The 23548-nt window shown below is 70.1% G+C and carries 21 protein-coding genes and 1 pseudogene; 10 read left to right on the top strand and 12 right to left on the bottom strand.

What is annotated here, in order from left to right:
* Nucleotides 1-358: 358 nt before the first annotated feature.
* A pseudogene (locus ACQPZW_RS44470) lies at nt 359-703 on the bottom strand (glycosyltransferase family 39 protein); the annotation flags it as partial.
* Between the two features lie 697 nt (nt 704-1400).
* Here ACQPZW_RS44470 and ACQPZW_RS44465 point away from each other — a divergent pair.
* Genes ACQPZW_RS44465 through ACQPZW_RS44450 form a run of 4 tightly spaced genes read left to right on the top strand, consistent with a single transcriptional unit; the run spans nt 1401 to nt 4724 of the window.
* On the top strand, nt 1401-3095 hold the full coding sequence (locus ACQPZW_RS44465; protein ID WP_433792018.1) for a nitrite/sulfite reductase: 1695 nt from the start codon (nt 1401-1403) through the stop codon (nt 3093-3095).
* On the top strand, nt 3092-3253 hold the full coding sequence (locus tag ACQPZW_RS44460; protein ID WP_433792017.1) for a hypothetical protein: 162 nt from the start codon (nt 3092-3094) through the stop codon (nt 3251-3253). The genes ACQPZW_RS44465 and ACQPZW_RS44460 overlap by 4 nt, the downstream gene beginning before the upstream one ends.
* The gene (locus tag ACQPZW_RS44455; protein ID WP_433792016.1) at nt 3250-4017 is read left to right on the top strand and encodes a phosphoadenylyl-sulfate reductase; all 768 of its coding nucleotides are present in this window, start codon (nt 3250-3252) and stop codon (nt 4015-4017) included. Before ACQPZW_RS44460 ends, ACQPZW_RS44455 begins: the two co-directional genes overlap by 4 nt.
* Entirely contained in the window at nt 3999-4724 is a 726-nt protein-coding gene (locus ACQPZW_RS44450) for a sirohydrochlorin chelatase (RefSeq protein ID WP_433792015.1), read from the top strand. Before ACQPZW_RS44455 ends, ACQPZW_RS44450 begins: the two co-directional genes overlap by 19 nt.
* A gap of 419 nt (nt 4725-5143) precedes the next feature.
* Here ACQPZW_RS44450 and ACQPZW_RS44445 read toward each other — a convergent pair whose 3' ends face one another.
* A complete protein-coding gene (locus ACQPZW_RS44445; RefSeq protein ID WP_433792014.1) occupies nt 5144-5398 on the bottom strand; it encodes a WhiB family transcriptional regulator in 255 nt (84 codons plus the stop codon).
* A 408-nt stretch (nt 5399-5806) separates the two neighbouring features.
* Nucleotides 5807-6757: a diacylglycerol/lipid kinase family protein gene (locus ACQPZW_RS44440; RefSeq protein WP_433792013.1), complete on the bottom strand. Its 951-nt coding sequence runs from the start codon at nt 6755-6757 to the stop codon at nt 5807-5809.
* A gap of 51 nt (nt 6758-6808) precedes the next feature.
* Between ACQPZW_RS44440 and ACQPZW_RS44435 the strand changes: the two genes are divergently transcribed.
* Both ACQPZW_RS44435 and ACQPZW_RS44430 read left to right on the top strand, forming a co-directional pair.
* The gene (locus ACQPZW_RS44435; RefSeq protein WP_433792012.1) at nt 6809-7183 is read left to right on the top strand and encodes a hypothetical protein; all 375 of its coding nucleotides are present in this window, start codon (nt 6809-6811) and stop codon (nt 7181-7183) included.
* A 38-nt stretch (nt 7184-7221) separates the two neighbouring features.
* The gene (locus ACQPZW_RS44430) at nt 7222-7914 is read left to right on the top strand and encodes a FadR/GntR family transcriptional regulator (RefSeq protein ID WP_433792011.1); all 693 of its coding nucleotides are present in this window, start codon (nt 7222-7224) and stop codon (nt 7912-7914) included.
* A 1540-nt stretch (nt 7915-9454) separates the two neighbouring features.
* On the opposite strand, the gene ACQPZW_RS44425 is transcribed toward ACQPZW_RS44430, so the two are convergent.
* Both ACQPZW_RS44425 and sodN read right to left on the bottom strand, forming a co-directional pair.
* Nucleotides 9455-9856 (bottom strand): anti-sigma regulatory factor, encoded by a 402-nt coding sequence (locus ACQPZW_RS44425; protein ID WP_433792010.1) that lies wholly within the window; start codon nt 9854-9856, stop codon nt 9455-9457.
* Nucleotides 9857-9957: 101 nt separating this feature from the next.
* Nucleotides 9958-10362 carry a superoxide dismutase, Ni gene (gene sodN, locus ACQPZW_RS44420; RefSeq protein ID WP_317790294.1) on the bottom strand — a complete coding sequence of 135 codons (405 nt, stop codon included), beginning with the start codon at nt 10360-10362 and terminating at the stop codon, nt 9958-9960.
* A 133-nt stretch (nt 10363-10495) separates the two neighbouring features.
* Between sodN and ACQPZW_RS44415 the strand changes: the two genes are divergently transcribed.
* The 3 genes from ACQPZW_RS44415 (at nt 10496) to ACQPZW_RS44405 (ending at nt 13206) form a co-directional block, all read left to right on the top strand.
* Entirely contained in the window at nt 10496-10756 is a 261-nt protein-coding gene (locus ACQPZW_RS44415) for a S24 family peptidase (protein ID WP_433792009.1), read from the top strand.
* 144 nt (nt 10757-10900) lie between these two features.
* A complete protein-coding gene (locus ACQPZW_RS44410) occupies nt 10901-12187 on the top strand; it encodes an NAD(P)-dependent malic enzyme (RefSeq protein WP_433792008.1) in 1287 nt (428 codons plus the stop codon).
* 77 nt (nt 12188-12264) lie between these two features.
* Entirely contained in the window at nt 12265-13206 is a 942-nt protein-coding gene (locus tag ACQPZW_RS44405; protein ID WP_433792007.1) for a zinc-binding dehydrogenase, read from the top strand.
* A gap of 94 nt (nt 13207-13300) precedes the next feature.
* On the opposite strand, the gene ACQPZW_RS44400 is transcribed toward ACQPZW_RS44405, so the two are convergent.
* The gene (locus ACQPZW_RS44400; protein ID WP_433792006.1) at nt 13301-14128 is read right to left on the bottom strand and encodes an alpha/beta hydrolase family protein; all 828 of its coding nucleotides are present in this window, start codon (nt 14126-14128) and stop codon (nt 13301-13303) included.
* A 125-nt stretch (nt 14129-14253) separates the two neighbouring features.
* On the opposite strand from ACQPZW_RS44400, the gene ACQPZW_RS44395 reads away from it, so the two are divergent.
* Entirely contained in the window at nt 14254-14415 is a 162-nt protein-coding gene (locus tag ACQPZW_RS44395; RefSeq protein ID WP_433792005.1) for a hypothetical protein, read from the top strand.
* Here ACQPZW_RS44395 and ACQPZW_RS44390 read toward each other — a convergent pair.
* The 6 genes from ACQPZW_RS44390 to ACQPZW_RS44365 all read right to left on the bottom strand — a co-directional run bounded on the left by ACQPZW_RS44390 (nt 14401) and on the right by ACQPZW_RS44365 (nt 23547).
* Nucleotides 14401-15519, bottom strand: a complete 1119-nt coding sequence (locus tag ACQPZW_RS44390) for an acetate/propionate family kinase (protein ID WP_433792004.1) — start codon at nt 15517-15519, stop codon at nt 14401-14403. The two genes, ACQPZW_RS44395 and ACQPZW_RS44390, sit on opposite strands and share 15 nt — an antisense overlap.
* Nucleotides 15516-17597 (bottom strand): phosphate acetyltransferase, encoded by a 2082-nt coding sequence (pta, locus tag ACQPZW_RS44385; protein ID WP_433792003.1) that lies wholly within the window; start codon nt 17595-17597, stop codon nt 15516-15518. Before pta ends, ACQPZW_RS44390 begins: the two co-directional genes overlap by 4 nt.
* 67 nt (nt 17598-17664) lie before the next feature.
* Entirely contained in the window at nt 17665-17841 is a 177-nt protein-coding gene (locus tag ACQPZW_RS44380) for a DUF6104 family protein (RefSeq protein WP_173476669.1), read from the bottom strand.
* A gap of 63 nt (nt 17842-17904) precedes the next feature.
* Nucleotides 17905-21615: a multifunctional oxoglutarate decarboxylase/oxoglutarate dehydrogenase thiamine pyrophosphate-binding subunit/dihydrolipoyllysine-residue succinyltransferase subunit gene (locus ACQPZW_RS44375; protein WP_433797812.1), complete on the bottom strand. Its 3711-nt coding sequence runs from the start codon at nt 21613-21615 to the stop codon at nt 17905-17907.
* 205 nt (nt 21616-21820) lie between these two features.
* Entirely contained in the window at nt 21821-22630 is an 810-nt protein-coding gene (locus ACQPZW_RS44370; RefSeq protein ID WP_433792002.1) for an ABC transporter permease, read from the bottom strand.
* Nucleotides 22627-23547, bottom strand: coding sequence for an ABC transporter ATP-binding protein (locus ACQPZW_RS44365; protein WP_433792001.1), 921 nt, complete (start codon nt 23545-23547; stop codon nt 22627-22629). The genes ACQPZW_RS44370 and ACQPZW_RS44365 overlap by 4 nt, the downstream gene beginning before the upstream one ends.
* Between the last annotated feature and the right edge of the window lies 1 nt (nt 23548).

The raw sequence follows: 23548 nt of genomic DNA, 5'->3' as shown, positions 1-23548 counted from the left end.
CGTGCAGGGCGGCCGCGGCGCAGAGGGCGAACGCCGGCAGGACGAAGAGCACGTAACGGGGCACCCAGATCGGGTCGGTGACGAAGGAGACACCGATCAGCACGGCCGGCGGGACCACGGCCAGCACTCCCAGCTCACGGATCAGCGCGCGGTCCGGCCAGCGGGCGGCCAGCGCCAACCCGATGATCACCAGGCTCCCGATCACGGTGCCGAACATCGCGGCCGGCGCCCCCAGGACCGTCTGGAGGCTCATCTTCTCGATCCAGAACAGCTGCCCGCCGCGCTGGGTCGCGCCCAGGTAGACGAACGGCGCCAGCGGGAGCAGCGCCGCGAACGTCGTGGGGAACCACCAGAAGATCGGTCTCTGCCGGCTCAGCCACCAGCGGGAGACCACGATGTACAGGTGGGCGGCCAGCATCAGCAGCGCGAAGATGTGGGCCAGGCCGGTGAGGGTGACCGTCACGCCGTACAGCAGCCAGCGCCACCAGCGCTGCTTGTCCACCGCGTTGTAGAGCAGGAGCGTCGCGGTGGTGGCGAAGAGGAAGGCCAGACCGTACGCCCGGGCCTCCTGCGCATACCAGCTCAGCTGTGGGATCGCCACCAGCAGCAGCCCGCCGACCAGGCCCACGCCGGGGCTGAAGAGCCGGCGCCCCAGCTCACCGGCGACACCGACACCGATGGCGACGGCGAGCAGCGACGGCATCCGCATCGTGATCTCGGAGTCACCGAAGACGGCCGTCCAGTAGTGCATGAACATGTAGTAGGGCGCGATGACCCCGTCCAGGTTGCCGGCCTGGTCGACGATCTGCCCCGGGGTCCGTTGGCTGACCACCCAGGTGGCGCTCTCGTCTCGCCCGAGCGACGGGTTGCCCATCCGGAACCGGCCGACCACGAGCATCAGCAGTGCCGGCACCATCGACGACGCCAGCGCCCCGAACGTGGCTGAACTCGGCAGGCGCCGGCGCGGCGGGCCGGCCAGAACCTGGGTCGGCGAGTCGTCGTTCAGGGTTTGGACAGCCATCTCCGACCTTCGACGTATGGACCGGCGAACGTGAGGCGAACCTTACCGGGCAGTTGTCGATGGGCGAGAACCCGCCAGACGCTCGGGTGAACGGGCGGTGCGGTTGGCCACACTCCCGGAATCTGGACCTCTCTAGCCGACTTTACTTTCGCGTGAGAGTCTTATCGACATGACCGCTGCAGTTGACCGCCGTTTCGTGGCCCGCCGCCACGTTGACTACGGCCGTGTCCGCAGCGCGATGTGTCCGGCTTCCTGACGACGCCCGATTTCCCGTTCGGGTGTGCGTACCGCCGGGCCCGACTCCTGACACAGACGTCACGAGCCTCCTGAAGGGCCGTGAGCGGCACCGCGCGCCCACGAAACCCGGAGGAACGCCGAAATGGCGCCCAGCAACACTCCCGCTGCAAGGCCGACCGCCCGCCCCCGCAAGGCGCGCGGCGAGGGTCAGTGGGCGCTCGGACACCGCGAGCCGCTCAACCCGAACGAGCGCAGCAAGAAGGACGACAACCCGCTCAACGTTCGCGCGCGGATCGAGAACATCTACGCGCACGGCGGCTTCTCCTCGATCGACCCGGCCGACCTCCGTGGGCGTTTCCGCTGGTGGGGGCTTTACACCCAGCGGCGCGCCGGGATCGACGGCGGCCGCACGGCGGTGCTGGAGCCGGAGGAGCTCGAGGACGAGTACTTCATGCTCCGCGTGCGCTGTGACGGCGGCGCGCTGAACCTGGCACAGCTGCGCACCATCGCCGGCATCGCCACCGAGTTCGCCCGGGGCAGCGCCGACATCACCGACCGGCAGAACATCCAGTTGCACTGGATCCGGGTCGAGGACATGCCGGAGATCTGGCGCCGGCTGGAGGCCGTCGGGCTGCAGACCACCGAGGCGTGCGGTGACTGCCCCCGCGTCGTACTGGGCAGCCCGGTCGCCGGCATCTCGGTCGACGAGGTGATCGACGGGACCCCGGCGATCGACGAGATCGTCAAGCGGTACGTGGGCAACCCGGCCTACTCGAACCTGCCCCGCAAGTTCAAGTCGCAGATCTCCTGGCTCGCCGACGGGCCGTACCAGGCCAACGACATCTCCTTCGTCGGCGTCGAGCACCCCGACCGCGGCCCGGGCTTCGACCTGTGGGTCGGCGGCGGGCTCTCCACCAACCCGCGGCTGGCCGAGCGGCTGGGCGTGTGGGTGCCGCTGGCCGAGATCCCGGACGTCTGGGAGGGCGTCGTCGGGATCTTCCGGGACTACGGCTACCGTCGGCTGCGCCACCGGGCCCGGCTCAAGTTCCTGCTCGCCGACTGGGGTGTGGAGAAGTTCCGCGAGGTGCTGGAGAAGGAGTACCTCGGCCGGGCGCTCGTCGACGGGCCGTCGCCCGACCTGCCGGAGAAGCCGATCGACCACATCGGCGTGCACAAGCAGAGGGACGGGCTCAACTACGTCGGAGCGGCGCCGGTCGTCGGGCGGTCCTCGGGCGAGCAGCTGACCAGGCTCGCCGACCTGGTCGAGAAGCACGGGTCGCAGCGGGTACGGCTCACGGCGTACCAGAAGCTCCTGGTCCTCGATGTCGCCGACGACCAGGTGGAACCGCTCGTCGAAGGCCTCCGCGCCATCGGGCTGGAGGCCCGTCCGTCGGCCTTCCGCCGGGGGACGATGGCCTGCACCGGCATCGAGTACTGCAAGCTCGCGATCGTCGAGACGAAGGCGCGCGGCGAGGAGCTGGTGGCCCGCCTCGAGGACCGGCTCAAGGGCTTCGACGCCGACCTGTCGATCCACATCAACGGCTGCCCCAACGCCTGCGCCCGCACCCAGGTCGCCGACATCGGCCTCAAGGGCCAGCTCGTCCTGAACGCGCACGGCGAGCAGGTCGAGGGCTTCCAGATCCACCTCGGTGGCGCGCTCGGCATGGCCAAGGGCGAGACCGCCGGGTTCGGGCGCAAGGTCCGCGGTCTGAAAGCCACGGCCGAGGAGCTTCCGGAGTACGTGGAGCGCGTCGCCCAGAACTACCTGGACGGCCGCGACGGGAGCGAGACCTTCGCGACCTGGGTGCTGCGAGCCGACGAGGAGCTACTGAAATGAGCGAGACCCGGCAGCCGCCCCTGTACTGCCCCTACTGCGGTGACGAGGACCTCCGCCCCAACGAGGCCTCGCACGGCGCCTGGGAGTGCCGTTCCTGTGTCCGCGTCTTCTCCGTCAAGTTCATCGGCCTTCTGTCCCAAGGAGTGAGCAGCAAATGAGCAGCCTCCTCAACGCCTCCGGTCTGGGCCTGGTCAACCTGGGCGGGCCCGTCCTCAGCGCTGATCCCGAACGTCGTAAACCCGCCGACCTCCAGGCCCTCGCCCTCGCCGCGGCCGCGGACCTGGAGGGCGCGCCCGCCGAGGAGATCGCCAAGTGGGCGACCGACACCTTCGGCGAGCGCTTCTGTGTCACCAGCTCGATGGCCGACGCCGTCGTGGCCCACCTCTTCTCCCGGGTGTCGCCCGGCGTGGACGTGGTCTTCCTCGACACCGGCCTCCACTTCCCGGAGACCCTCAAGGTCCGGGACACGGTCGTCCGCACGATGAACGTGAACGTCCGCTCGATCCGGCCGCGCCTCACCGTCGGCCAGCAGGACGGCGAGTACGGCCCCCGCCTCTTCGCCCGTAGCCCCGACGAGTGCTGCTTCCTGCGCAAGGTGGAGCCGCTCGAGCGTGCCCTCGGCGAGTACGACGCCTGGGCCACCGGCCTGCGCCGGGACGAGTCGCCGACCCGGGCCAACACGCCGGTCGTCGCGTTCGACGCCAAGAAGGGCAAGGTGAAGGTCAACCCGATCGCCGCCTGGACCGAGGACGACGTCGACGCCTACATCAGCCGGTGGAACGTGCCGGTCAACGAGCTGTTCAAGAAGGGCTACGGGTCGATCGGCTGCTGGCCGTGCACCCGGCGCACCAAGGCCGGCGAGGACCCGCGTGCCGGGCGCTGGGCGATGTTCGAGAAGACCGAATGCGGTCTGCACGTCTGACCGTCGTCCTGGTCGCCCACGGGAGCCGTGATCCCCGGGCCGCCGCGTCGACCTCGTCGTTGGCGCGGGCGGTGGCCCGGGCCCGGCCCGAGTGGCTGGTCCGGGCGTCGTACCTGGACCACGCCGGCCCCCGCCCGCTGGACGTGCTGGCGGCCCTGCCCGGCGGTTCCCGGGCGGTTCTGGTGCCGCTGTTGCTGACCGCCGCCTACCACGGACGGGTCGACCTGCCCGCGGTGATCCGCGACGCCTCCTCGTTGCCGGTCAGGGTGACCGCCACCGACGTCCTCGGGCCCGCCTCTCCTCTGCTGCTCGCCGCGGTCTCCCGCCGGCTGCCCACGGACGGGCTCGACGCCGTCGTGCTCGCCGCTGCCGGCACCCGGAACGACGAGGCCCGCCAGACCGTCGCCGACGCCGCTGTGGCGCTGGGGCGGCGTCTGGGACTGCCGTCGGCGGTCTCCTACGCGTCCGGGCCGGGGGAGCGGGCCGGTGACGCCGTCGAGCGGCTGCGGGCCGCCGGTGCGCGCCGGGTGGGGATGGCCGCCTACTTCCTGGCGCCGGGGCTGCTCTACGACGCCTCGGTGCGGGCCGCCCGGGAGGCGGGGGCGGTCGCGGTCGCCGAGCCGCTCGGAGACGGGCCGGAGTTGGTACGGCTGATCGCCTCCCGTGTCGAGGCGGTCCTGTCCGGGCCGCTCGCCACCGCAGCCTGATCCCGTCGCCCCTCGCACCGCCGTGTGGCCCCCACCGCCGTCTCAGCGCCACTGAGGACCTTCAATCCGGACTCTGCCCTACGTGGACCGTTCCGGAGGCGGAGCGGGGCTCTGAGGCGTTTCTGAGAGATGACTGGCAATATTCACCAGAATCCGTCGCTCTCGGTGACGATCACTCTGCGCTATGCAATGATCCGGCGCCGAATCGGGCTTCGGCGCGATCGTCCTATGCGGAGTGTGCGGGAGTCGCGACGCAAAGCGTCAGGTGCGGCATTTCGAGATCATTAAGGGGCTCCGTGGAAACGTACGGTGATCGAATTGCCGCACAATGGAGTGGCACGCGCTGTGAGGAGTCCGAAACAGCAAGACGCCCCGGTGCCGTATGGCCCGGGGCGCGAATGCTGTGTGGGGGTATTGATTCAGGCGGTGGGAACGCCGACCCGAAGGCCGCCGCGACGCTTGACGGCACGCCGTTCGTCCTCGCTCATCCCGCCCCAAACGCCGGCGTCCTGACCCGACTCGAGCGCCCACGTAAGGCATCCCTCGGTCACCGGGCACCGCCGGCACACGGCCTTGGCCTGCTCGACCTGCAGGAGCGCCGGTCCGCTCGTCCCGATCGGGAAGAACAGCTCGGGGTCCTCGTCGCGGCAGATCGCATCGTGACGCCAGTCCATGGCGGCAAACTCCTTGTTTCGGATGGGTAATGAAAACAGTGCTGTTTACCTATATGCATGCGCAGTGGTCGGCGACGGCTTGTGCCCGTACGCTCACCGGTGCGTCAGCAAGCTTTTGTTCGGTCCCGTTCTGCGCTTCTTGTTTAGGAACGCGCACATGTGGCAACCGGTTACTTCTTTTCGCTTGTGAATGCTTTCACGAACTCACGCGTTGTCAAGGGTAGCGCTGGAAGTTTCTCCCGGCGGGTGAGCTGGCTCACGCACCCATATGTCCGGTTCAGCCGTTACTGCTGGAGCCGGTTGACGAACGCTCCCATCAATGTAGTACGGTCCCGGCCACTTCGCAGACCTTTTGCCCGTGTTTCTGTAACGGATCGTGAGCACCTGTCCGGAACCCGTACCCCGAAGTCAGCAGATCACACGTAGCGCAGATGGAACGGACACGAAGTGCACCTTCTGCCGCTCCCCGAGGTAGTCGCCGTCCAGCTGGAATGCCTGGGGTCGGGACGCCACCACGGTGAACTCGGCGATGTCATGCAGACGTAACACCTGTTTACCTCGCGGAGCACTCGCCCGCCACGCGAGTTGTGTCACGGTGCGAGCGCTCCCCGCGATCGTCAGACGTCGCAGCGCCGTCACGTCGAGTCCGAGATCGAACGAGGCGTCCGGATTCAAATGGACAGGACGCCCACCGACGTACGTCCAGGGCGCGGTGTTCTGCACCATGACCGTGCCCAGGTCCGTGTCCGGAGTCTCACCCGGGCGCTCCAGCGTCAACGAAGGATTCCTCCGGTCCGTCCCGAAGAGGAACTGGCTCGCCGTCGACCGCATGTAGAGCGCCGGCGTCGACGTGCGGCCCCGGAGCCGGGCCTGCTCCACCCGGCGGATCGTCGCCGCGTCCCAGCCGAGCCCGGCCGTGAACGTGAAATAGCGGTCGTCGGCGCGGCCCAGCCCGATCACCCGGTGCCGGCCGTCCCGCAGCCCGTCCAGGATCACGCTCGTCCCGTCGACCCAGTCGCGCGGCAGGCCCAGCGCGCGGGCGAACACGTTGGTCGAACCGCCCGGCACCACGGCCAGCGCCGGAAGCCGGTCCGCGATCGGGCCCGGCAGGTCGGCCAGCGCGGCCGGCGCGGTCAGCAGACCGTTGACCGCCTCGTTCACCGTGCCGTCGCCGCCCAGCGTCACCACCACGTCGACGCCGCTCTCCGCCGCGTCCCGGGCCAGCCTCGTCGCGTGACCACGGCGCTCCGTATAGCGCACCGACAGCTCCACGGCGCTGCCCAGCGCCCGCACCAGCACGTCGCGGCTGCGCTCCGTGGTGGTCGTCGCCCGAGGGTTCACCACCAGCAGTGCGCGCATGCGCGGGACTGTACCCGCCGGGTGGGGAGAAAGCTGCCGTATGGTGCAGCGGTGACCAGCGTTCCCACCCTCGACTGGGGGGTTCGGCTGCTCTATCTGCAGAGCGCCGGACTCGCCGCGCTCACCGCGTACCTCGTCTTCCTCGATCTGACCCGCGACCAGGTCGTCCTCGCGGTCGCCGCCTCGCTCACCGTGATGGCCGCCCTCGCCGCGGGCGCCGTCTTCCTGGTGGCGCGCGCCCTCGGCCGCCGCGCGGTGCGGGCCCGCGGCCCGGCCGTCGTCGTGCAGCTCTTCCTCCTCGCCACCGGCGGGTTCCTGGTCCAGTACGGCACGCTCTGGGCCGGCGTCGCGCTGCTCGTTCTCGGCGCGATGACCGCCGCTCTGATCCTCGTTCCGCCCAGTAGTCGAGCGTTGGGCGTCGATTAGCGGGTCCCCGGAACCGGATCAGGGCCTAACCTGGACGAGTGACCGGCTCAACGGTGCGCCCACCCGCCTACCAGCAGCTAGCCGACGAGTTGCGTGCGGAGATCACCTCCGGCCGCCTGCAACCCGGCGAACGACTTCCGCCCGAGCCCGAGCTGTGCGTCAAGATCGGCGTCAGCCGGAGCACCGTCCGGGAAGCGCTGCGCCTGCTCGCCAGCCAGCACCTCATCGTCACCACCCGGGGCGTCACCGGGGGCAGCTTCGTCGCCCACCCCGACGCCGAGCAGCTCGCCGACGGCCTCTCCACGGGCTTCGCCCTGCTCACCCACTCCGCGGCCATCGGCCTCGCCGACCTGCTGGAGCTGCGGCGAGCCCTGGAGGTCCCGGCCGCCGGGCTGGCCGCGGTCCGCCGGGAGGAGGCGCACCTCATCGAGCTCCGGGCCGCCCTCTTCGACCCCGGCATCGACGACTTCGACACCATGCTGGCCGCGCACTCGGCCTTCCATCGGGCGATGGCCAGGGCGAGCGGAAACCCGCTGTTCGAGCTGGTGGGGCGGCCGCTCTACCAGGTCACCTACGGGGAGGAGGTGATCGGGTCGCTGCCGGAGGGCTACTGGGCCAACATCGACAACGATCACCGCGCCATGCTCGACTCCCTGGTCGCGCGCGATGCCGAGGGCGCCTCCCGGGCGGCGGCCCGGCACCTCGATTACATCGCCGCCGCGGTCCGCTGACGGTTGTCCGATTCTGATAACCCTTTGGCGGTACGCCGCCGGCCGCCCCGCCGACCCACACCTCCCGTAGCTGTCCACGCGAGGCGTTGCCCACTCCCGGCCGCAGCGCGGCCGCCGGGCTGATTCGTCTCTCACCGTTCGCGCGGTGCGATCGCCGGCTGGCACCACTCACTGTTCGCGCAGCGCGGCTGTCGGGCTGATTCGTCTCACTGTTCGCGCAGCGCGGCCGGTTGGTACTCGACCTGATACCCCGAGCTGATCCTGTTGGCCATCCCGCCGGGCTGATTCGCCACTCACCGTTCGCGCAGCGCGGCCGCCGGGTGGCGCCACTCACCGTTCACGCGTAGCCGCCGTCGGTATCCACAAGGCGGCCGCCACAGGTAGAGTCTTTTGCCGTTTGCCTATTTTGCGCAATCTCCGCGCTGCTGAATGATCTTGAAAGATTTGCGGCCGGTCGCGCGTTCCTGCATAAGTTCCCGCCGCTGGTGCGATCCTGAGCTGTCGCCCGGCCGCGGCGCGAGTTGCATGGTTTCCGCAGTTCGGCGCGCTTTCGCGATCTCCCGCATCCGGCGCGATCTTGCAGGGGCCACGCCTGTCGACGCGATCCCCCGCCCCTGATTCGATCTCGCGTGCCCGTGATTCGATCTCGCGTGCCCGTGATTCGATCTCGCGCGTCCGTGAGGCGATCTCGCGCGTCGGTGAGGCGATCTCGCGCCCTCTGAGGCGATTTCGCGCGGTCTCCTGTCCACGGCGCGATCGTGCACGACAGGTCCGGCAACTGGGCGCTTTCGTGCGATCTCACGCGGTCTCCTGTCTGCAGCGCGATCTTGCATGACAGATCCGACCTGACGCGGGCGCTTTCGGTGGGGCCCGAGGGCGGCTGGTGTGCCCGATGTGGGAGTGGGTGCGATGGCCGCCTGTAGAGGGCGGTGGGAGGTGCCCAGATTTGGTGTCGGGTGTGGTTGCTGTTTCGGCCCGTGACCGACTGGTGGCTCGGGTTGGATTGGCGTTCTGGGTCGGGCCCAAAGCGGTTGGGGTGCCCGGCGTGGGGTGGGATTGCCGCCTGCAGAGGGGCGGTAAGAGGGTCCGACCCGGCGTCGTTGCGACTCGGGCGCGATCAGGGCGGGTGAGGCGTCGGCTCTGACGGAGGCGAGGACGGCCGGTCGTTACCGGGCGTCCACGGGATCGGAGTAGGCGCGACGTGGAGCTTTGGGACCGGGAGGAAGGTCTGGCGGGGCGGGGCGCGTAGGGCGGTGACCAACGGCCTTGCCCCGGCGGTCGCGTTTCGGCCGGGGTGGATGGTGCCTCGCGGGGACAGCCACGGGAGGTGTGGGCGCGGCCGGGTGCGGCCGACGGCGTATCACCGTGGTTTCGCCATAGCCGGGACCTCAACGCCTTCCCTTGGTGGCCGGGACCGCCACGCCGGCCAGATATGCCCAGGACAAGAGGGCGCCTGCCAGAGGTGGCCGGAACCGGAACGCCTGCCGTGAGTGGCCGGGACCGCAACGCCTGGGTGGCCGGGACCGAAGCGGTGGCCGGGTCAGAACTCCGTGCGGCGGGTGAGGAGGCGGATCGTGGCGTGGCGGCCGTTCGCCTCGGCGGCGGCCGACGTCGTGAGGGCCGTGAGGACCTTCCACGCGAAGGACGCCTCGGAGGGCAGGCGTGCGCCGCGGACGGTGGCCACGGTCACCTCGACGGTGAGGGCGTCGTCGGTGACGGCGAAGCGGCACTCGAGCTCGGCGTTGCGGGTGGCGATGGCCAGCAGCATGGCGCAGGCCTCGTCGACGGCGATGCGCAGGTCCTCGATCTCGTCGAGGGCGAAGTGCAGGCGGGCGGCCAGGCCCGCGGTGGCCGTCCGGAGGACGCCCAGATAGCCGCCGTCGGCGGGCACCGTCAGCAATACGACGTCGTCCCCGACATCCGGCTCCGTCAACTGGGTCACCCGTGCCCTCCTCCCGATGGAGAGACTCTAGCGGCTGAACGGCGCGACCGGGCCATCCGGCCCGGCCGCGCCGTCGACGACCGACGCTCGGTAAGGAGCGGTCAGGCCTGCTTGGTCTCCCAGAAGATCTTGGAGATCTCCTCGATCTTGCCGAGCAGCTGGTCGGCGACAGCCGGGTCGACCTGGCCCTTGGCGCCCGCGGCGCCGGCGAGCTTGGTGGCCTCGTTGAAGAGCTGGTGCAGGTGCGGGTACTTCTCGAAGTGCGGAGCCTTGAAGTAGTCGGTCCACAGCACCCACAGGTGGTGCTTGACCAGCTCGGCCCGCTGCTCCTTGATGAGGATGGCCCGGGTGCGGAACTCGGGGTCGGTGTTCGCCTGGTACTTCTCGGCGATCGCCTTGACGGACTCGGCCTCGATCCGGGCCTGGGCCGGGTCGTAGACACCGCACGGCAGGTCGCAGTGGGCGCTGACCACGGTGCTCGGGGTGAGGAAACGCGGAAGTCGCATCAGGACTCCTCCATAGAGTTTGCGATGATCCGAGGTTGACACTACCCCTTACGCCCATGCGGTAACGCGACGGAGGCTTGATGCCGTGCGGTGGCAATTACCACTGTTCGCCGTACTCGTCCGAGGTCCCTCGATGGTTCCCACGCTGCGTGCCGGTGACGCGCTGATCGTCCGGCGCGGTGGCCGGGTGCGGCCGGGTGACGTCGTGGTTGCCGAGTTCCGGTCGAGACCCGGCCTGCTGGTCGTCAAACGCGCGGTCGAGGAGCGTGACGGAGGGTGGTGGCTGGTCGGTGACAACGAATTCGTCGAGGACGATTCCCGTGCTCACGGCACCGCCGATGTCATCGGGCGTGTGATATTTCGCTACTACCCGAGACCGTTCCGGTTACGTTAGTGTCCTCTGATCCCCAGCGCACACCCGCGCTGGAGGTGGTTGTACCGGGTGATCCCCGCATCGCACCGCGGTTCCGGCGCATACTCGCGACCGGGATTCCAGCAGGTGCCACGTATCAATGTCGATGCAGTGTGGAGTTTCACCGTGTCTTTCTTCAGTTTCGAGCTCGATCCCGCCCTGGCCGCCGATCCCGTCTTCGACCTGCACCGCCGGGGCAAGATGACGATGAGCGCGACCGTCCCGCTGGCCAGCCGCGACGATCTGTCGCTGGCGTACACCCCGGGGGTCGCCCGGGTCTGTGAGGCGATCGCCGAGGACGAGGCGCTCTACCCCGACTACACCTGGACCTCGAACACGGTCGCCGTGGTCACCGACGGTTCCGCCGTCCTGGGGCTCGGCAACATCGGGCCCAAGGCCGCGATGCCCGTCATGGAGGGCAAGTCGGTCCTGTTCAAGCAGTTCGGTGGCGTCGACTCGATCCCGATCGTCCTGGACACGCAGGACGTCGAGGGGATCATCGCCACGGTCAAGGCGATGGCGCCGTCGTTCGGTGGCATCAACCTGGAGGACATCAGCGCGCCGCGCTGCTTCGAGATCGAGCGCCGGCTGGACGCCGAGCTCGACATCCCGGTCTTCCACGACGACCAGCACGGCACGGCGGTGGTCACGCTGGCCGCTCTGCGTAACGCCGCCAAGCTGCTCGGACGCTCGTTCGGTGATCTGCGCGTGGTGATCAGCGGGGCCGGCGCGGCCGGTGTCGCGATCACGAACACCCTGATCGCCGCCGGTGTCCAGGGCGCCAACACGATCGTCGTCGACTCGCGCGGCATCATCCACGCCGATCGCGGCGACCTCAGCGGGATGAAGGCGGCGATCGCGGCCGTCACGAACGTCTCCGGGCGTACCGGTGGGATCGCCGAGGCGCTGATCGGCGCTGACGTGCTCGTCGGCGTCTCCGGCGGCAACATCGGTGAGGAGGCCCTGGCCGGCATGGCGCCGGGCGCGATCATCTTCGCGCTGGCCAACCCGACGCCCGAGGTCCACCCGACGGTCGCGCACAAGTACGCGGCGGTCGTCGCGACCGGGCGCAGCGACTTCCCCAACCAGATCAACAACGTCCTGGCGTTCCCCGGCATCTTCCGCGGGGCGCTCGACGTGCGGGCCACCACGATCACCGACCGGATGAAGGTCGCGGCGGCCGACGCGATCGCCGCGATCGTCGCCGACGAGCTCCGGCCGGACGCGATCGTGCCGTCGCCGCTGGACCCGCGGGTCGCTCCGGCGGTGGCCGCCGCGGTCGCGGCCGCGGCGATCGAGGACGGGGTCGCCCGCCGGGCGGTCGCGCCCACACCGGCGCCGGTCACCGTGACGGCTGCCGCGCCGGTCACCGCGCCGGTCATCGCTCCGCCGGTCGAGGCTCAGCGCGCCTGACAGATCGACGGTCCTCACGCCGCCCCGCCTGATCGGTGAGGGCGGCGTGCCGCGTTAACGGTCGCTAAGGTCGGGAGATGCGCGCTGCCTATGCTTCCGCCCTGAACCCGGAGGAGCCGCTCAGCGGCCTGACCGTCGGTGAGCTGCCGCTCGCCGTCCCGGACGGCTGGGTGCCCGTCGACGTGCGGGCCGCCTCCCTCAACCACCACGACATCTGGTCCCTGCGTGGCGTCGGGCTGCCCGCCGACCGGTTGCCGATGATCCTCGGCTGCGACGCCGCCGGTGTGGACCCGGACGGCAACGAGGTCGTCGTCTATCCGGTGGTGGAGGACAAGGCGGACCCGCGGGGCTTCTCGCTCTTCTCCGAGCGGCACCCGGGGACCCTTTCCGAGCGCCTGGCCGCGCCCCGGGAGAATCTGATCCCCAAACCGGCCGGGGTGTCGTTCGCCGAGGCGGCCTGCCTGCCCACGGCCTGGCTCACGGCGTACCACATGCTCGTCACCCGCGGCCGGGTCGCCGAGGCCGGCGCGGTCCTGGTCCAGGGCGCCGGCGGCGGCGTGGCGACCGCGGCGGTCGCGCTCGCCGTGGGCCTGGGCAAGAGGGTGTACGCGACCAGTCGCGACCCCGGTAAGCGGGAGCGGATCGCCGAGCTCGGTGCGACCGCGGTGGAGCCGGGCGCCCGCCTGCCGGAGCGGGTCGACCTGGTGATCGAGTCGGTCGGCGCGGCCACCTTCGACCATTCGATGAAGTGCTCGGCTCCCGGCGCCCGGATCGTGGTGTGCGGCGCGACCGCCGGGCACCGGGCCGAGATCGACCTGCGCCGGGTCTTCGCGATGCAGTTGGAGATCCTGGGAAGCAGCATGGGCACCCCGGACGAACTGGCCGCCCTGCTGGAGCTGGTGGCGTCGGGCCGGGCCCGCCCGGTGATCGACTCGACGTATCGCCTGGCCGAGGCGGATCAGGCCTTCGCCCGGCTGGCCGGCGGCGACATCTTCGGCAAGATCGTCATCGAGCCCTGAGGAGCCGGACCCTGAAGGCCGGGCGGGAGGAGCCGCACCCTGAAGGCCGGGCGGGAGGAGCCGGACTCTGAGGGGCGGCGTTCGGGAACGAGCCTTAGAAGGTGCTGGTCAGCATGGCCGACTCGACCTCCTGGGGCAGCCGCTGCCGGGCGGCCTGATCGCCGTTGAGGGTCCAGCGCCAGAAGTCCGTGGTGGTGGCGGCCACCAGGGCGGGCTCGTCCTGGTGCGGCAGGTGGCCGGCGTCCGGGATCTCCAGGAAGCCCTTGGGCCACGGCACCTCGTTGTAGGCGCCGTACGCCTGCTCGTAGGTGACCGTCTTGTCCTTCTTGCCCTGGATGAACAGCAGTGGCGCGGCCGGCCCGGCGAATGGGGACGGCTGTGCCATCTGCCGTCCGGCGATCATCAGCCCCGCCATGAGGCGAGTGTCCCGGCTTCCGCTGAACAGGCCGACCGTGGTGATCGCGCCGGCCGAGTGCCCGGCGGCGGCGATACGCTGCGGGTCGATCAGGCCGCCGAGTGATTTCAGCAGTTCGGTGATCACGTACTGGGCGTCGGCGGGCTGGTTGACCACGTCATCGGCGTTGTATTCAGGCGCTTCATACCACGTATGCGGATATTTCGGCCCGGCCACCAGGAAGCCGGCCGCTGCCCAAGCCGCCAGCAACCCGGCGTAGTCGTTGGGCTGCGAGGTCAGCCCATGACTGAAATAGATCAGCGGATGCGGGCCGTTCCCGGCGGGCAGCCAGATCTTCGTGGGCAGTGGCCGGTCACCGCCGCGGTTGAAGGCGAGCTCCGTTGCGGGAGCCGTCGACGCGGGAGCCGCCGGTTGCGAAGACATCGGGTCGGGTGTGGGGGCGCCAGGGGCCGAGCACGCACTCAGGCCGGCGGCGGCGAACAGGGTGAGGAAGGAACGGCGTTGCATCCGGGCCATTCTGCCGCCCGAAGATCAGAAATCCCTGGTAAAAGGGGGTTGCCGACATCACACGGGGTCCGCCGAACAGGTGCCGCGCTTCGCGTATCTTGACCCTTTTGGCTAGGGTCGTGCGCATGTCGGATAACCAGGTCGACCCCAGTGGCAACACCGAGGCGTTCCGGGCGTTCACCCGCCCGGGGCCGGAGGCCGAGGCGCCGTCCAAGATCCCGTATGTGATCGGCGGGCTCGTCGCGGTCGTGCTCCTCGCGCTGATCGCGGTGCTAGTCCTGCGCTGACCCGATCGCCTTCCGAGCCTCCGAGGCGATCTCCAGCTCCTCCTCGGTCGGGACGACACACACGGCAACAGGCGACCCGTCCGGTGAGATGACGGTCTCGTTGCGCTCGTTGCGTCCCGGGTCGACGGCGATGCCGAGCGCCTCCAGGCCGGCCAGCGTGTTCGCCCGGACCGCCCGCGAGTTCTCCCCGACCCCGCCGGTGAAGGTGATCGCGTCCACCCGGCCCAGCACCGCCAGGTAGGAGCCGGTGTACTCACGGATCCGCCGGCAGTAGATGTCGAAGGCAAGCGTGGCGTCCGGGTCGCCCGCCTCGTAACGCTCGTGCACGGCCCGCAGATCGTTGTCGCCGGCCAGCGCCAGCATGCCGGAGCGCCGGGTCAGCAACTCCTCGATCTCGTCGACCGCGAGCCCGGCCACCCGGTGCAGGTGGAAGATCAGGCTCGGGTCGATGTCACCCGACCGGGTGCCCATCACCAGGCCCGGCAACGGTGTCATACCCATCGAGGTGGCCACGCTGCGGCCACCGCGTACCGCTGTCGCGCTCGCCCCGTTGCCCAGGTGCAGGGTGATCACGTTGGTCTCCTCGACCGGCCGGCCGAGCACGCGGGCGGTCTCGCGGGACACGTACGCGTGTGAGGTCCCGTGGAACCCGTACCGCCGCAGTCCCCACTTCGCGGCCAGCTCCCGGTCGATGGCCCAGAGCGCGCCCTCGGGCGGGATCGTCGAGTGGAACGCCGTGTCGAAGACGGCCACCTGCGGGATCCCGGGCAGCAGGTCACGGGCGACCCGCAGCCCGGTCAGCGCGGCCGGATTGTGCAGCGGGGCGAGCGGGATCAGCTCCTCGATGGTGGCCAGCACGTCGTCGTCCACCACCGTCGAGGTGGTGAACCGGTCGCCGCCGTGCACCACCCGGTGCCCGACCGCGGCCAGCCCGGACAGATCCAGCTCGTCCATCAGCGATCGCAGCGCGGCCCCGTGGTCGGCCGCGTCGCCGCCCGCCTCGCCGATCCGCTGGACCAGCCCCTTGGCCAGCACCTCCGAGCCCTCGAACAGCCGGTAGCGCAGCGACGACGAGCCGCTGTTCAGTACGAGTACCCTGCTCATTCCGCTCCCGCCTGGATCGCCGTGATGGCGACCGTGTTGACGATGTCCTTCACGGTCGCGCCGCGGGACAGGTCGTTGACTGGCGCCCGCAGGCCCTGCATCACCGGCCCGACCGCGACCGCGTTGGCCGACCGCTGCACGGCCTTGTAGGTGTTGTTACCCGTGTTCAGGTCGGGGAAGACGAAGACGGTGGCCTTGCCGGCGACCGCGCTGCCGGGCAGTTTCGCGGCGGCCACGGCCGGGTCGATCGCCGCGTCGTACTGGATCGGGCCCTCGACCGGCAGGTCCGGCCGGCGCTCGCGGACCAGCGCGGTGGCGGCGGCGACCTTGTCCACATCGGCGCCGGCGCCGGAGCTGCCGGTCGAATACGACAGCATCGCGACCCGCGGCTCGATGCCGAACGCGGCCGCGGTCTGCGCCGACGAGAGCGCGATGTCGGCGAGCTGCTCGGCGTCCGGGTCGGGGTTGACCGCACAGTCGCCGTAGACCAGCACCCGGTCGGCGAGCAGCATGAAGAACACACTGGACGCGACGGTCAGGCCGGGCACCGTCTTGATGATCTCGAACGCCGGGCGGATCGTGGCGGCCGTGGTGTGGGTGGCGCCGGAGACCATGCCGTCGGCCAGGCCCGCGGCGACCATCAGGGTGCCGAAGTAGTTGACGTCACGGACCACGTCGTACGCCAGATCGAGGGTCACCCCGCGATGCTTGCGGATCTCCGCATACCGCTCCGCGAACTGCTCCCGAAGCTCCGACGAGCCGGGGTCCACCAGGTGCGCCCCGCCGATCTCGACGCCGATCTCGCGGGCCCGCCGGTTTATCTCGGACGGGTCGCCGAGCAGGGTCAGCTCGGCCACACCCCGGCGCAGCAGTGTCTCGGTGGCCCGCAGGATCCGCTCCTCGGTGCCCTCCGGCAGCACCAGGTGCCGCCGGTCGGCGCGAGCCTTGTCGATCAGATCGTTCTCGAACATCAGCGGCGTCACCCGGCTGGACCGGGCCACGTCGAGCAGCACCGACAGCTCTGCCGTGTCGACGTTCTCCTCGAAGACGCCGAGCGCCGCCTCGATCTTGCGAGGGGTGCTGAGCTGCGCCGTGATCCGGTCGGCGGCGGCGATCGTGTGATAGCTGTCGGCCTTGGTCACCAGCATGGCCAGCCCGGTGTTGAGCCGCTCGATCACCCGGACCGCGCGCTCGTCGGCCGGCTCCCCGAGCGTCAGCACCAGCCCGGCCAGCGTCACGTTTCCGGCCGCGTGCGCGGCGCTGGCGGCCACCAGCAGATCGGCCCGGTCGCCCGCGGTGATCAGCAGGGCTCCATCGGTCAGCGCGCCCAGCACGGTCGGCACGTGCCCGGCGCCGACGACGTAGTCGAGCACGTCCCGCTCCAGCGCGCCGGCCGACCCGGCGAGCACCGTGGCATCCAGCGCGGCGGCCACCTCGCCCACCGTCGGCGCGGCGATCGCCGCCACCTCCGGCACGGCCCAGAACGGAACCGGAAGGCCCTCCTGAACCCCGCCGGCGATCCCGTGCGGCACCCGGTTCGCGATCACCGCGACGACCGTCGCGCCGAGATCGACCAGGGAGTGGTACGCACTACGCGTGGCCGCCGCCAGCGAGTCCGCCGATCGCCCCTCTCCGCTGACCACCGGCACCACGACACTGCCGAACTCGGTCGCCAGCCGGGCGTTGAAGGCCAGCTCGCGGGGCAGCTCCTCGCCGCCCTCCTCGGGTTTGTCGGTGAAGTCGCTGCCGACCACCACGACCGCGCTGCTGCGCCGCTCGACCTCGCGGTAACGCTCGACGATCCGGCCGATCAGCTCCTCCCGCCGGCCGTCGGCGACCAGCGCACCGGCCTCGGCGAGGGTGACGCCGAACGAGTCCTCCACCCCGACCGGGCCGGGATAGCGCGACCGCAGGACGTCGAGCAGCGGGTCCCTTCCACTCGCGGAGACCAGCGGCCGGAAGACAGCCACCTTCGCCACCTGACGGGACAGCAGCTCGACGATGCCGAGCGCGACGGTCCCCTTGCCGACGGACGGGCCCAAACCCGCGACGTACACGCTGCGTGCCACGACCCTCAACCTACCGGCCCGGAACCTGCCGGGCCGGGCCGAAAGTCCCGATCACCGCAAGACCCGGGTCACCGGATCATTCGTCGTCCTCGTCGTCGCGGGCCAGCCAGGTGGCGAGACGCTCGATCGGGGTCTCGAACTCCGGGTTCATGTCGACGAAGGTGCGCAGCTGCTCGCCGAGCCACTCCAGGGTCACGGTCTCCTCGCCGCGCCGCTGGACAAGTTCCTCGATGCCACGATCGGTGAAGTACATGCCTGGATCGTAAAAGGGCCGCCCCGGTCTCCCGGAACGGCCCCTTCACTGTCGTTCAGACGGTCACGATCGCGGCAGCGCAGCCTCGATCAGCGCGGCCTGCTCGGCGTCGTGCATCTTGGCCGAGCCGACCGCCGGGGCGGCCGCCGCCGGGCGGGAGATCCGGCGCAGCCGGACGCCCTCCAGGTGCTCCAGCAGGTTGAGCGCCACGAACGACCAGGCGCCCTGGTTGGCCGGCTCCTCCTGGACCCACGCGAAGTCCTCGGCGTTCGGGTACTTCGCGAGCTCCGCCTTCAGCTCCTCGACCGGCTGCGGGTAGATCTGCTCCATCCGGATGATCGCCGTGTCGGTGATGCCGCGGTCGGCCCGCGCCTGGAACAGGTCGTAGTAGACCTTGCCCGAGCAGAGCAGGACCCGCTTCACCGACGAGCCGTCGAGCGGCTGGCCGTTGACCCCGGCGTCGCCCAGCACCGGCTGGAAGGCGCCCTGGGTGAAGTCGTTCACCGCGGACGTCGCCAGCTTGTGCCGCAGCAGCGATTTCGGCGACATGACGATCAGCGGCTTGCGCTTGGTCGACAGGGCCTGGCGGCGCAGCAGGTGGAAGTAGTTCGCCGGGGTGGTCGGGTTCGCCATCCGCATGTTGTCCTGCGCGCAGAGCTGCAGGAACCGCTCCGGGCGGCCGGACGAGTGGTCCGGGCCCTGGCCCTCCATGCCGTGCGGGAGCAGCAGCACCAGCGACGACTTCTGGCCCCACTTCACCTCGCCGGAGGAGAGGAACTCGTCCACGATCGACTGGGCGCCGTTGACGAAATCACCGAACTGGGCCTCCCAGAGGACCAGCGCGTCCGGGTTCTCCACCGAGTAGCCGTACTCGAAGCCCATCGCCGCGTACTCGCTGAGCAGCGAGTCGTGCACGAAGAACCGGGCGCTTCCGGTGGCCAGCGAGCTGAGCGGCAGGAAGTCCTTACCGGTCTTCGAGTCGACGATGGCCGCGTGCCGCGAGGTGAACGTGCCACGCCGCGAGTCCTGACCGGCCAGCCGGACCGTCACGCCCTGGGCGAGCAGCGAGCCGAAGGCGATCAGCTCACCGAAGCCCCAGTCGATGCCGCCGTCGGTGGACATCTTCGCCCGCCGGTCGAGCAGCTGCTGGACCCGCTTGTGCGGGGTGAAACCCTCGGGCAGCTCGACGTGCGCCTGGCCGACCGCACGGACCGCGTCCGGGCTGATCGCCGACTCCACCTCGGGCTCCGGCTCCTCGGCGATGATGTGCGGCCGCGGCGGGTTGCCGGCGGCGTCGCGGGTGGCCTTGAAGACCTCCTCGAGACGACCCTGGTAGTCGCGCAGCTGCTCCTCGGCCTCCTGCACGGTGATGTCACCGCGGCCGATCAGCTCCTCGGTGTAGAGCTTCCGCACGCTGCGCTTGGTGTCGATGATCTGGTACATGCGCGGGTTGGTCATCGACGGGTCGTCGCCCTCGTTGTGACCGCGGCGCCGGTAGCAGATCATGTCGATCACGACGTCCTTGTTGAACGCCTGGCGGTACTCGAAGGCCAGCTTCGCAACCCTGACCACGGCCTCGGGGTCGTCGCCGTTGACGTGGAAGATCGGCGCCTCGACCATCCGGGCGACGTCGGTCGAGTACATCGAGGACCGGCTGTACTCCGGGGCGGTGGTGAAGCCGACCTGGTTGTTGACGATCACGTGGACCGTGCCGCCGGTGCGGTAACCACGCAGCTGCGACAGGTTGAGGGTCTCGGCGACCACGCCCTGACCGGCGAACGCGGCGTCGCCGTGCACCAGTACCGGAAGCACCGTGTAGCCGTGCAGGCCCAGGTCGAGACGGTCCTGCTTGGCGCGGACGATGCCCTCCAGGACCGGGTCGACGGCCTCCAGGTGGGACGGGTTGGCCACCACGCTGACGGTCGTCGAGAACTCGCCGTCCGGCGTCGTGTACTTCCCGGTCTGGCCCAGGTGGTATTTCACGTCGCCGGAGCCGTGCGCGGTCTTCGGGTCCATCTGACCCTCGAACTCGTTGAAGATCTTCTCGTACGGCTTGCCGACGATGTTGGTGAGCACGTTCAGCCGGCCACGGTGGGCCATGCCGATCACCATCTCGTCCAGCCCCGCCTCGGCCGAGGACTGGAGCACCGCGTCGAGCAGCGGGATCAGCGACTCGCCACCCTCGAGCGAGAACCGCTTCTGGCCGACGAACTTGGTCTGCAGGAAGGTCTCGAAGGCCTCGCCCGCGTTCAGCCGGTGCAGGATGTGCTTCTGCTCGTCGGCGTCCGGCTTGGCGTACTTGACCTCGATGCGCTCCTGGACCCAGCGGCGCTCCTCCGGGTCCTGGATGTGCATGTACTCGATGCCGATCCGGCGGCAGTAGCTGTCGCGCAGGACGCCGAGCACGTCCCGCAGCTTCATCTTCTCCTTGCCGGCGAAACCGCCGACGGGGAAGGTGCGGTCCAGGTCCCACAGGGTCAGACCGTGCTGCAGCACGTCCAGGTCGGGGTGCTTGCGGATGGTGAACTCGAGCGGGTCGGTGTCGGCCATCAGGTGACCGCGTACCCGGTACGCGTGGATCAGCTCGATGACCCGGGCGGCCTTGTCGATCTGGCCCTCGGAGGTACGGGCCACGTCACGCACCCAGCGGACCGGCTCGTACGGGATCCGCAGCGACGTGAAGATCTCGTCGTAGAAGCCGTGGTTGCCGAGCAGCAGCTCGTGGATGACCTTGAGGAACTCGCCGGACTGCGCGCCCTGGATGACCCGGTGGTCGTAGGTGCTGGTCAGTGTGGTGACCTTGCTCACGCCGTGCTCGGTGAGGGTCTCGTCGCTCATCCCCGAGTACGGTGCCGGGTACTCCATGGCGCCGACGCCGATGATCGCGCTCTGCCCGCTCATCAACCGCGGGATGGAGTGGACGGTGCCGATGCCGCCGGGGTTGGTCAGCGAGATCGTCGTCCCGGAGTAGTCCTCCATGGTGAGCTCGTTGCGCCGGGCCCGCCGGACGATGTCCTCATACGCCTGCCAGAAGCCCCGGAAGTCGAGCGTCTCGCAATTCTTGACCGACGGCACCACCAGCGTGCGCGAACCGTCCTTCTTGACCAGGTCGATCGCGATGCCGAGGTTGATGTGCTCCGGCTGCACCAGGGTGGGCTTGCCGTCGATCTCGGCGTAGGAGTTGTTCATCTCCGGGTGCGCGACGACCGCGCGGACCAGGGCCCAGCCGATCAGGTGGGTGAAGCTGACCTTGCCACCCCGCCCCCGGGAGAGGTGGTTGTTGATGACGATGCGGTTGTCGACCATCAGCTTGGCCGGGACCGCACGCACCGACGTGGCGGTGGGGACCTGGAGTGAGGCCTCCATGTTCTGCACGATCTTGCCGGCCACGCCCCGCAGGGTGACGGTCTTGGCACCGGCCGGGGCCTCGGCGGCGGCCGGCTTGGCCGCGGGCTTGGCGGCCGGCGCGGGTGCCGCGGCCGGCTTCGCCGCGGGCTGTGGGGTCACCTGCTTGGCCGGGGCGACCGTGGCTGCGGCCGGGGCGTCGGTGCCGGCCTTGGCGGCGGTCGCGGTCGCGTTGGCCGCGGTCGCCTCGTCCGGGGTCGCGATCGAGCCCTGGGACGTCGCCGGTTTGTAGTCGGCGAAGAAATCGTGCCAGGCAGGATCGACACTGGTCGGGTCGGCCAGGTAGCGCTGGTACATCTCATCGACGATCCACTCGTTGGGGCCGAAGTCCGCGAGTGGATTGTCCTGCGAAGTCTGCTGCGTCGACACTGCCGCGTTCGCCTCTTTCACCGTTTTTGTCATCGCGTGACTGATCCGTCACGCGGGACGGGTAGGATCCGGTGTCCAGGCTACGCCGTGCACAGGCGCTGCCGGTGTGGACGTCCGCTCTGTGGCCAATCAGACCCCGCGACCGGCAGCTTCTCCCGCCGCCTCGTCGCGACCCGGCGAGAGTACAACGCCGGGTCGCGACAGGTCAGGCGATGTCCCGCTGTCTGGTGATGAGCGTGCCGAGCACCCCGGCCACCCCGGCATAGGCCAGCAGCACCACGGCGCCCACCCAGCGGGGCAGATCGTCCGCGCTCTGTGGACCGGAGACCAGCAGGTCCGAGGCGAGCGTCGGGATGATGATCCGCAGTTTCATGATCGAATCGTCGACCAGATTGGCGAGCAGGGCGAAGACCGCCGTGAAGATCTGCGTGCCGACGACGTAGAGGACGGTCAACGTGATCGTCGCGCCGATCTGGCTGCGGATCAGCACGCCGCAGCCGATGCCGACCAGTCCCCACAGCACATGGACCAGCAGGTTGAGCCCGATCGCCTGCCAGACGAACGACTCGCCGAGGAACGACTCGCCGTTGGTCGAGGTGAGCGCCACCGGGGCGAGCAGCAGGTTGAGCGCGGTGGTGAAGAGCCAGACCAGCACCGCGATCAGGATCGACACCGCCATCTTCGCCAGGATGACCAGCTCCCGGCGCGGCGTGGTGAGGAACGTGGCGGTCGCGGTGAGGTGGAAGAACTCGTTGGTCACCAGGATCGCGCTGAGCAGCAGCACCAGCAGCACGCCGCCGAACTGCCCACTGGTGTAGAGGTTGCTGACGGTCTGCTCCAGGTTGAAGAACCCGAACGAGACGTCCTCCGTCTCCCGCCCCAGCGCGCCCAGCGCGTTCGCGGCCACCCAGTTGAAGGCCAGCGCCACGCCGTACAACGGCACCAGGATGATCAAGAAGATCCACCACAACGAGGTGGTACGCAGTTTCAGCAACTCGGCACTGATGAGGTTCATCGCGCCCCCGCCCTTCCGGCCGTCAGGTCGAGGAAGGCCCGCTCCAGGTCGGCGCTCTCCCCGGTCAGCTCGTGCAGCTCCACCCCCGCGGTGAAGGCGAGGTGCCCGACCCGGGCCGCGTCGGCGCCGGAGACCTGCAGCGAGCCGTCGGGCGCGGCGGCCACCTCCAGCTGTGCGTCCCGCAGGGCGGCGGCCAGCTGATCCGGCTGCGGCGTGCGGACCCGCACCCGGGCCGCGCCGGCCGTCGCGCCGAGCACCTCGGACACCGGGCCCTGCCGCAGGAGCCGGCCGGCCGCGATGATCACCACGTCGTCGGCCAGCTGCTGCATCTCACCGAGCAGGTGGCTGGAGACGAGCACCGTGCGGCCCTCGGCGGCGAGCGCCCTGAGCAGGTCGCGCATCCACCTGATGCCCTCCGGGTCGAGCCCGTTGGTCGGCTCGTCCAGGATCAGCACCCGGGGGTCGCCGAGCATCGCGGCGGCGATCCCGAGCCGCTGTTTCATGCCGAGCGAGTAGCCCTTGAACTTGCGGGTCCCCACGGTGCTCAGGCCGACCATGGCGAGTGCCTCGTCGGCGCGCTGGTCGGGCAGGCCGGCCGCGCGGCAGATGATCCGCAGGTGGTTGCGGGCGCTGCGGCCGCGGTGCGCGCTGGACGCCTCCAGGACCGCGCCGACCTGCCGGATCGGGTCGGGCATGTCCACATACCGCACCCCGCCGATGGTGGCGGCGCCCGAGGTGGGCGTCACCAGCCCCAGGATCATCCGCAGCGCGGTGGTCTTGCCCGCCCCGTTGGGGCCGAGGAAGCCCGTGACCCGGCCGGCGTGCACCGTGAAGGAGAGGTCGTCGACCGCGCGCACCTTGGCGTAGTGCTTGGTGAGGCGGTCGACGCTGATCTCCGCGTAGTTGGGCCGGCTCATC

It is taken from the genome of Actinoplanes sp. CA-252034, assembly GCF_050956125.1.
Taxonomy (GTDB): Bacteria; Actinomycetota; Actinomycetes; order Mycobacteriales; family Micromonosporaceae; genus Actinoplanes.
This window is presented reverse-complemented; position numbering and strand designations above follow the sequence as displayed.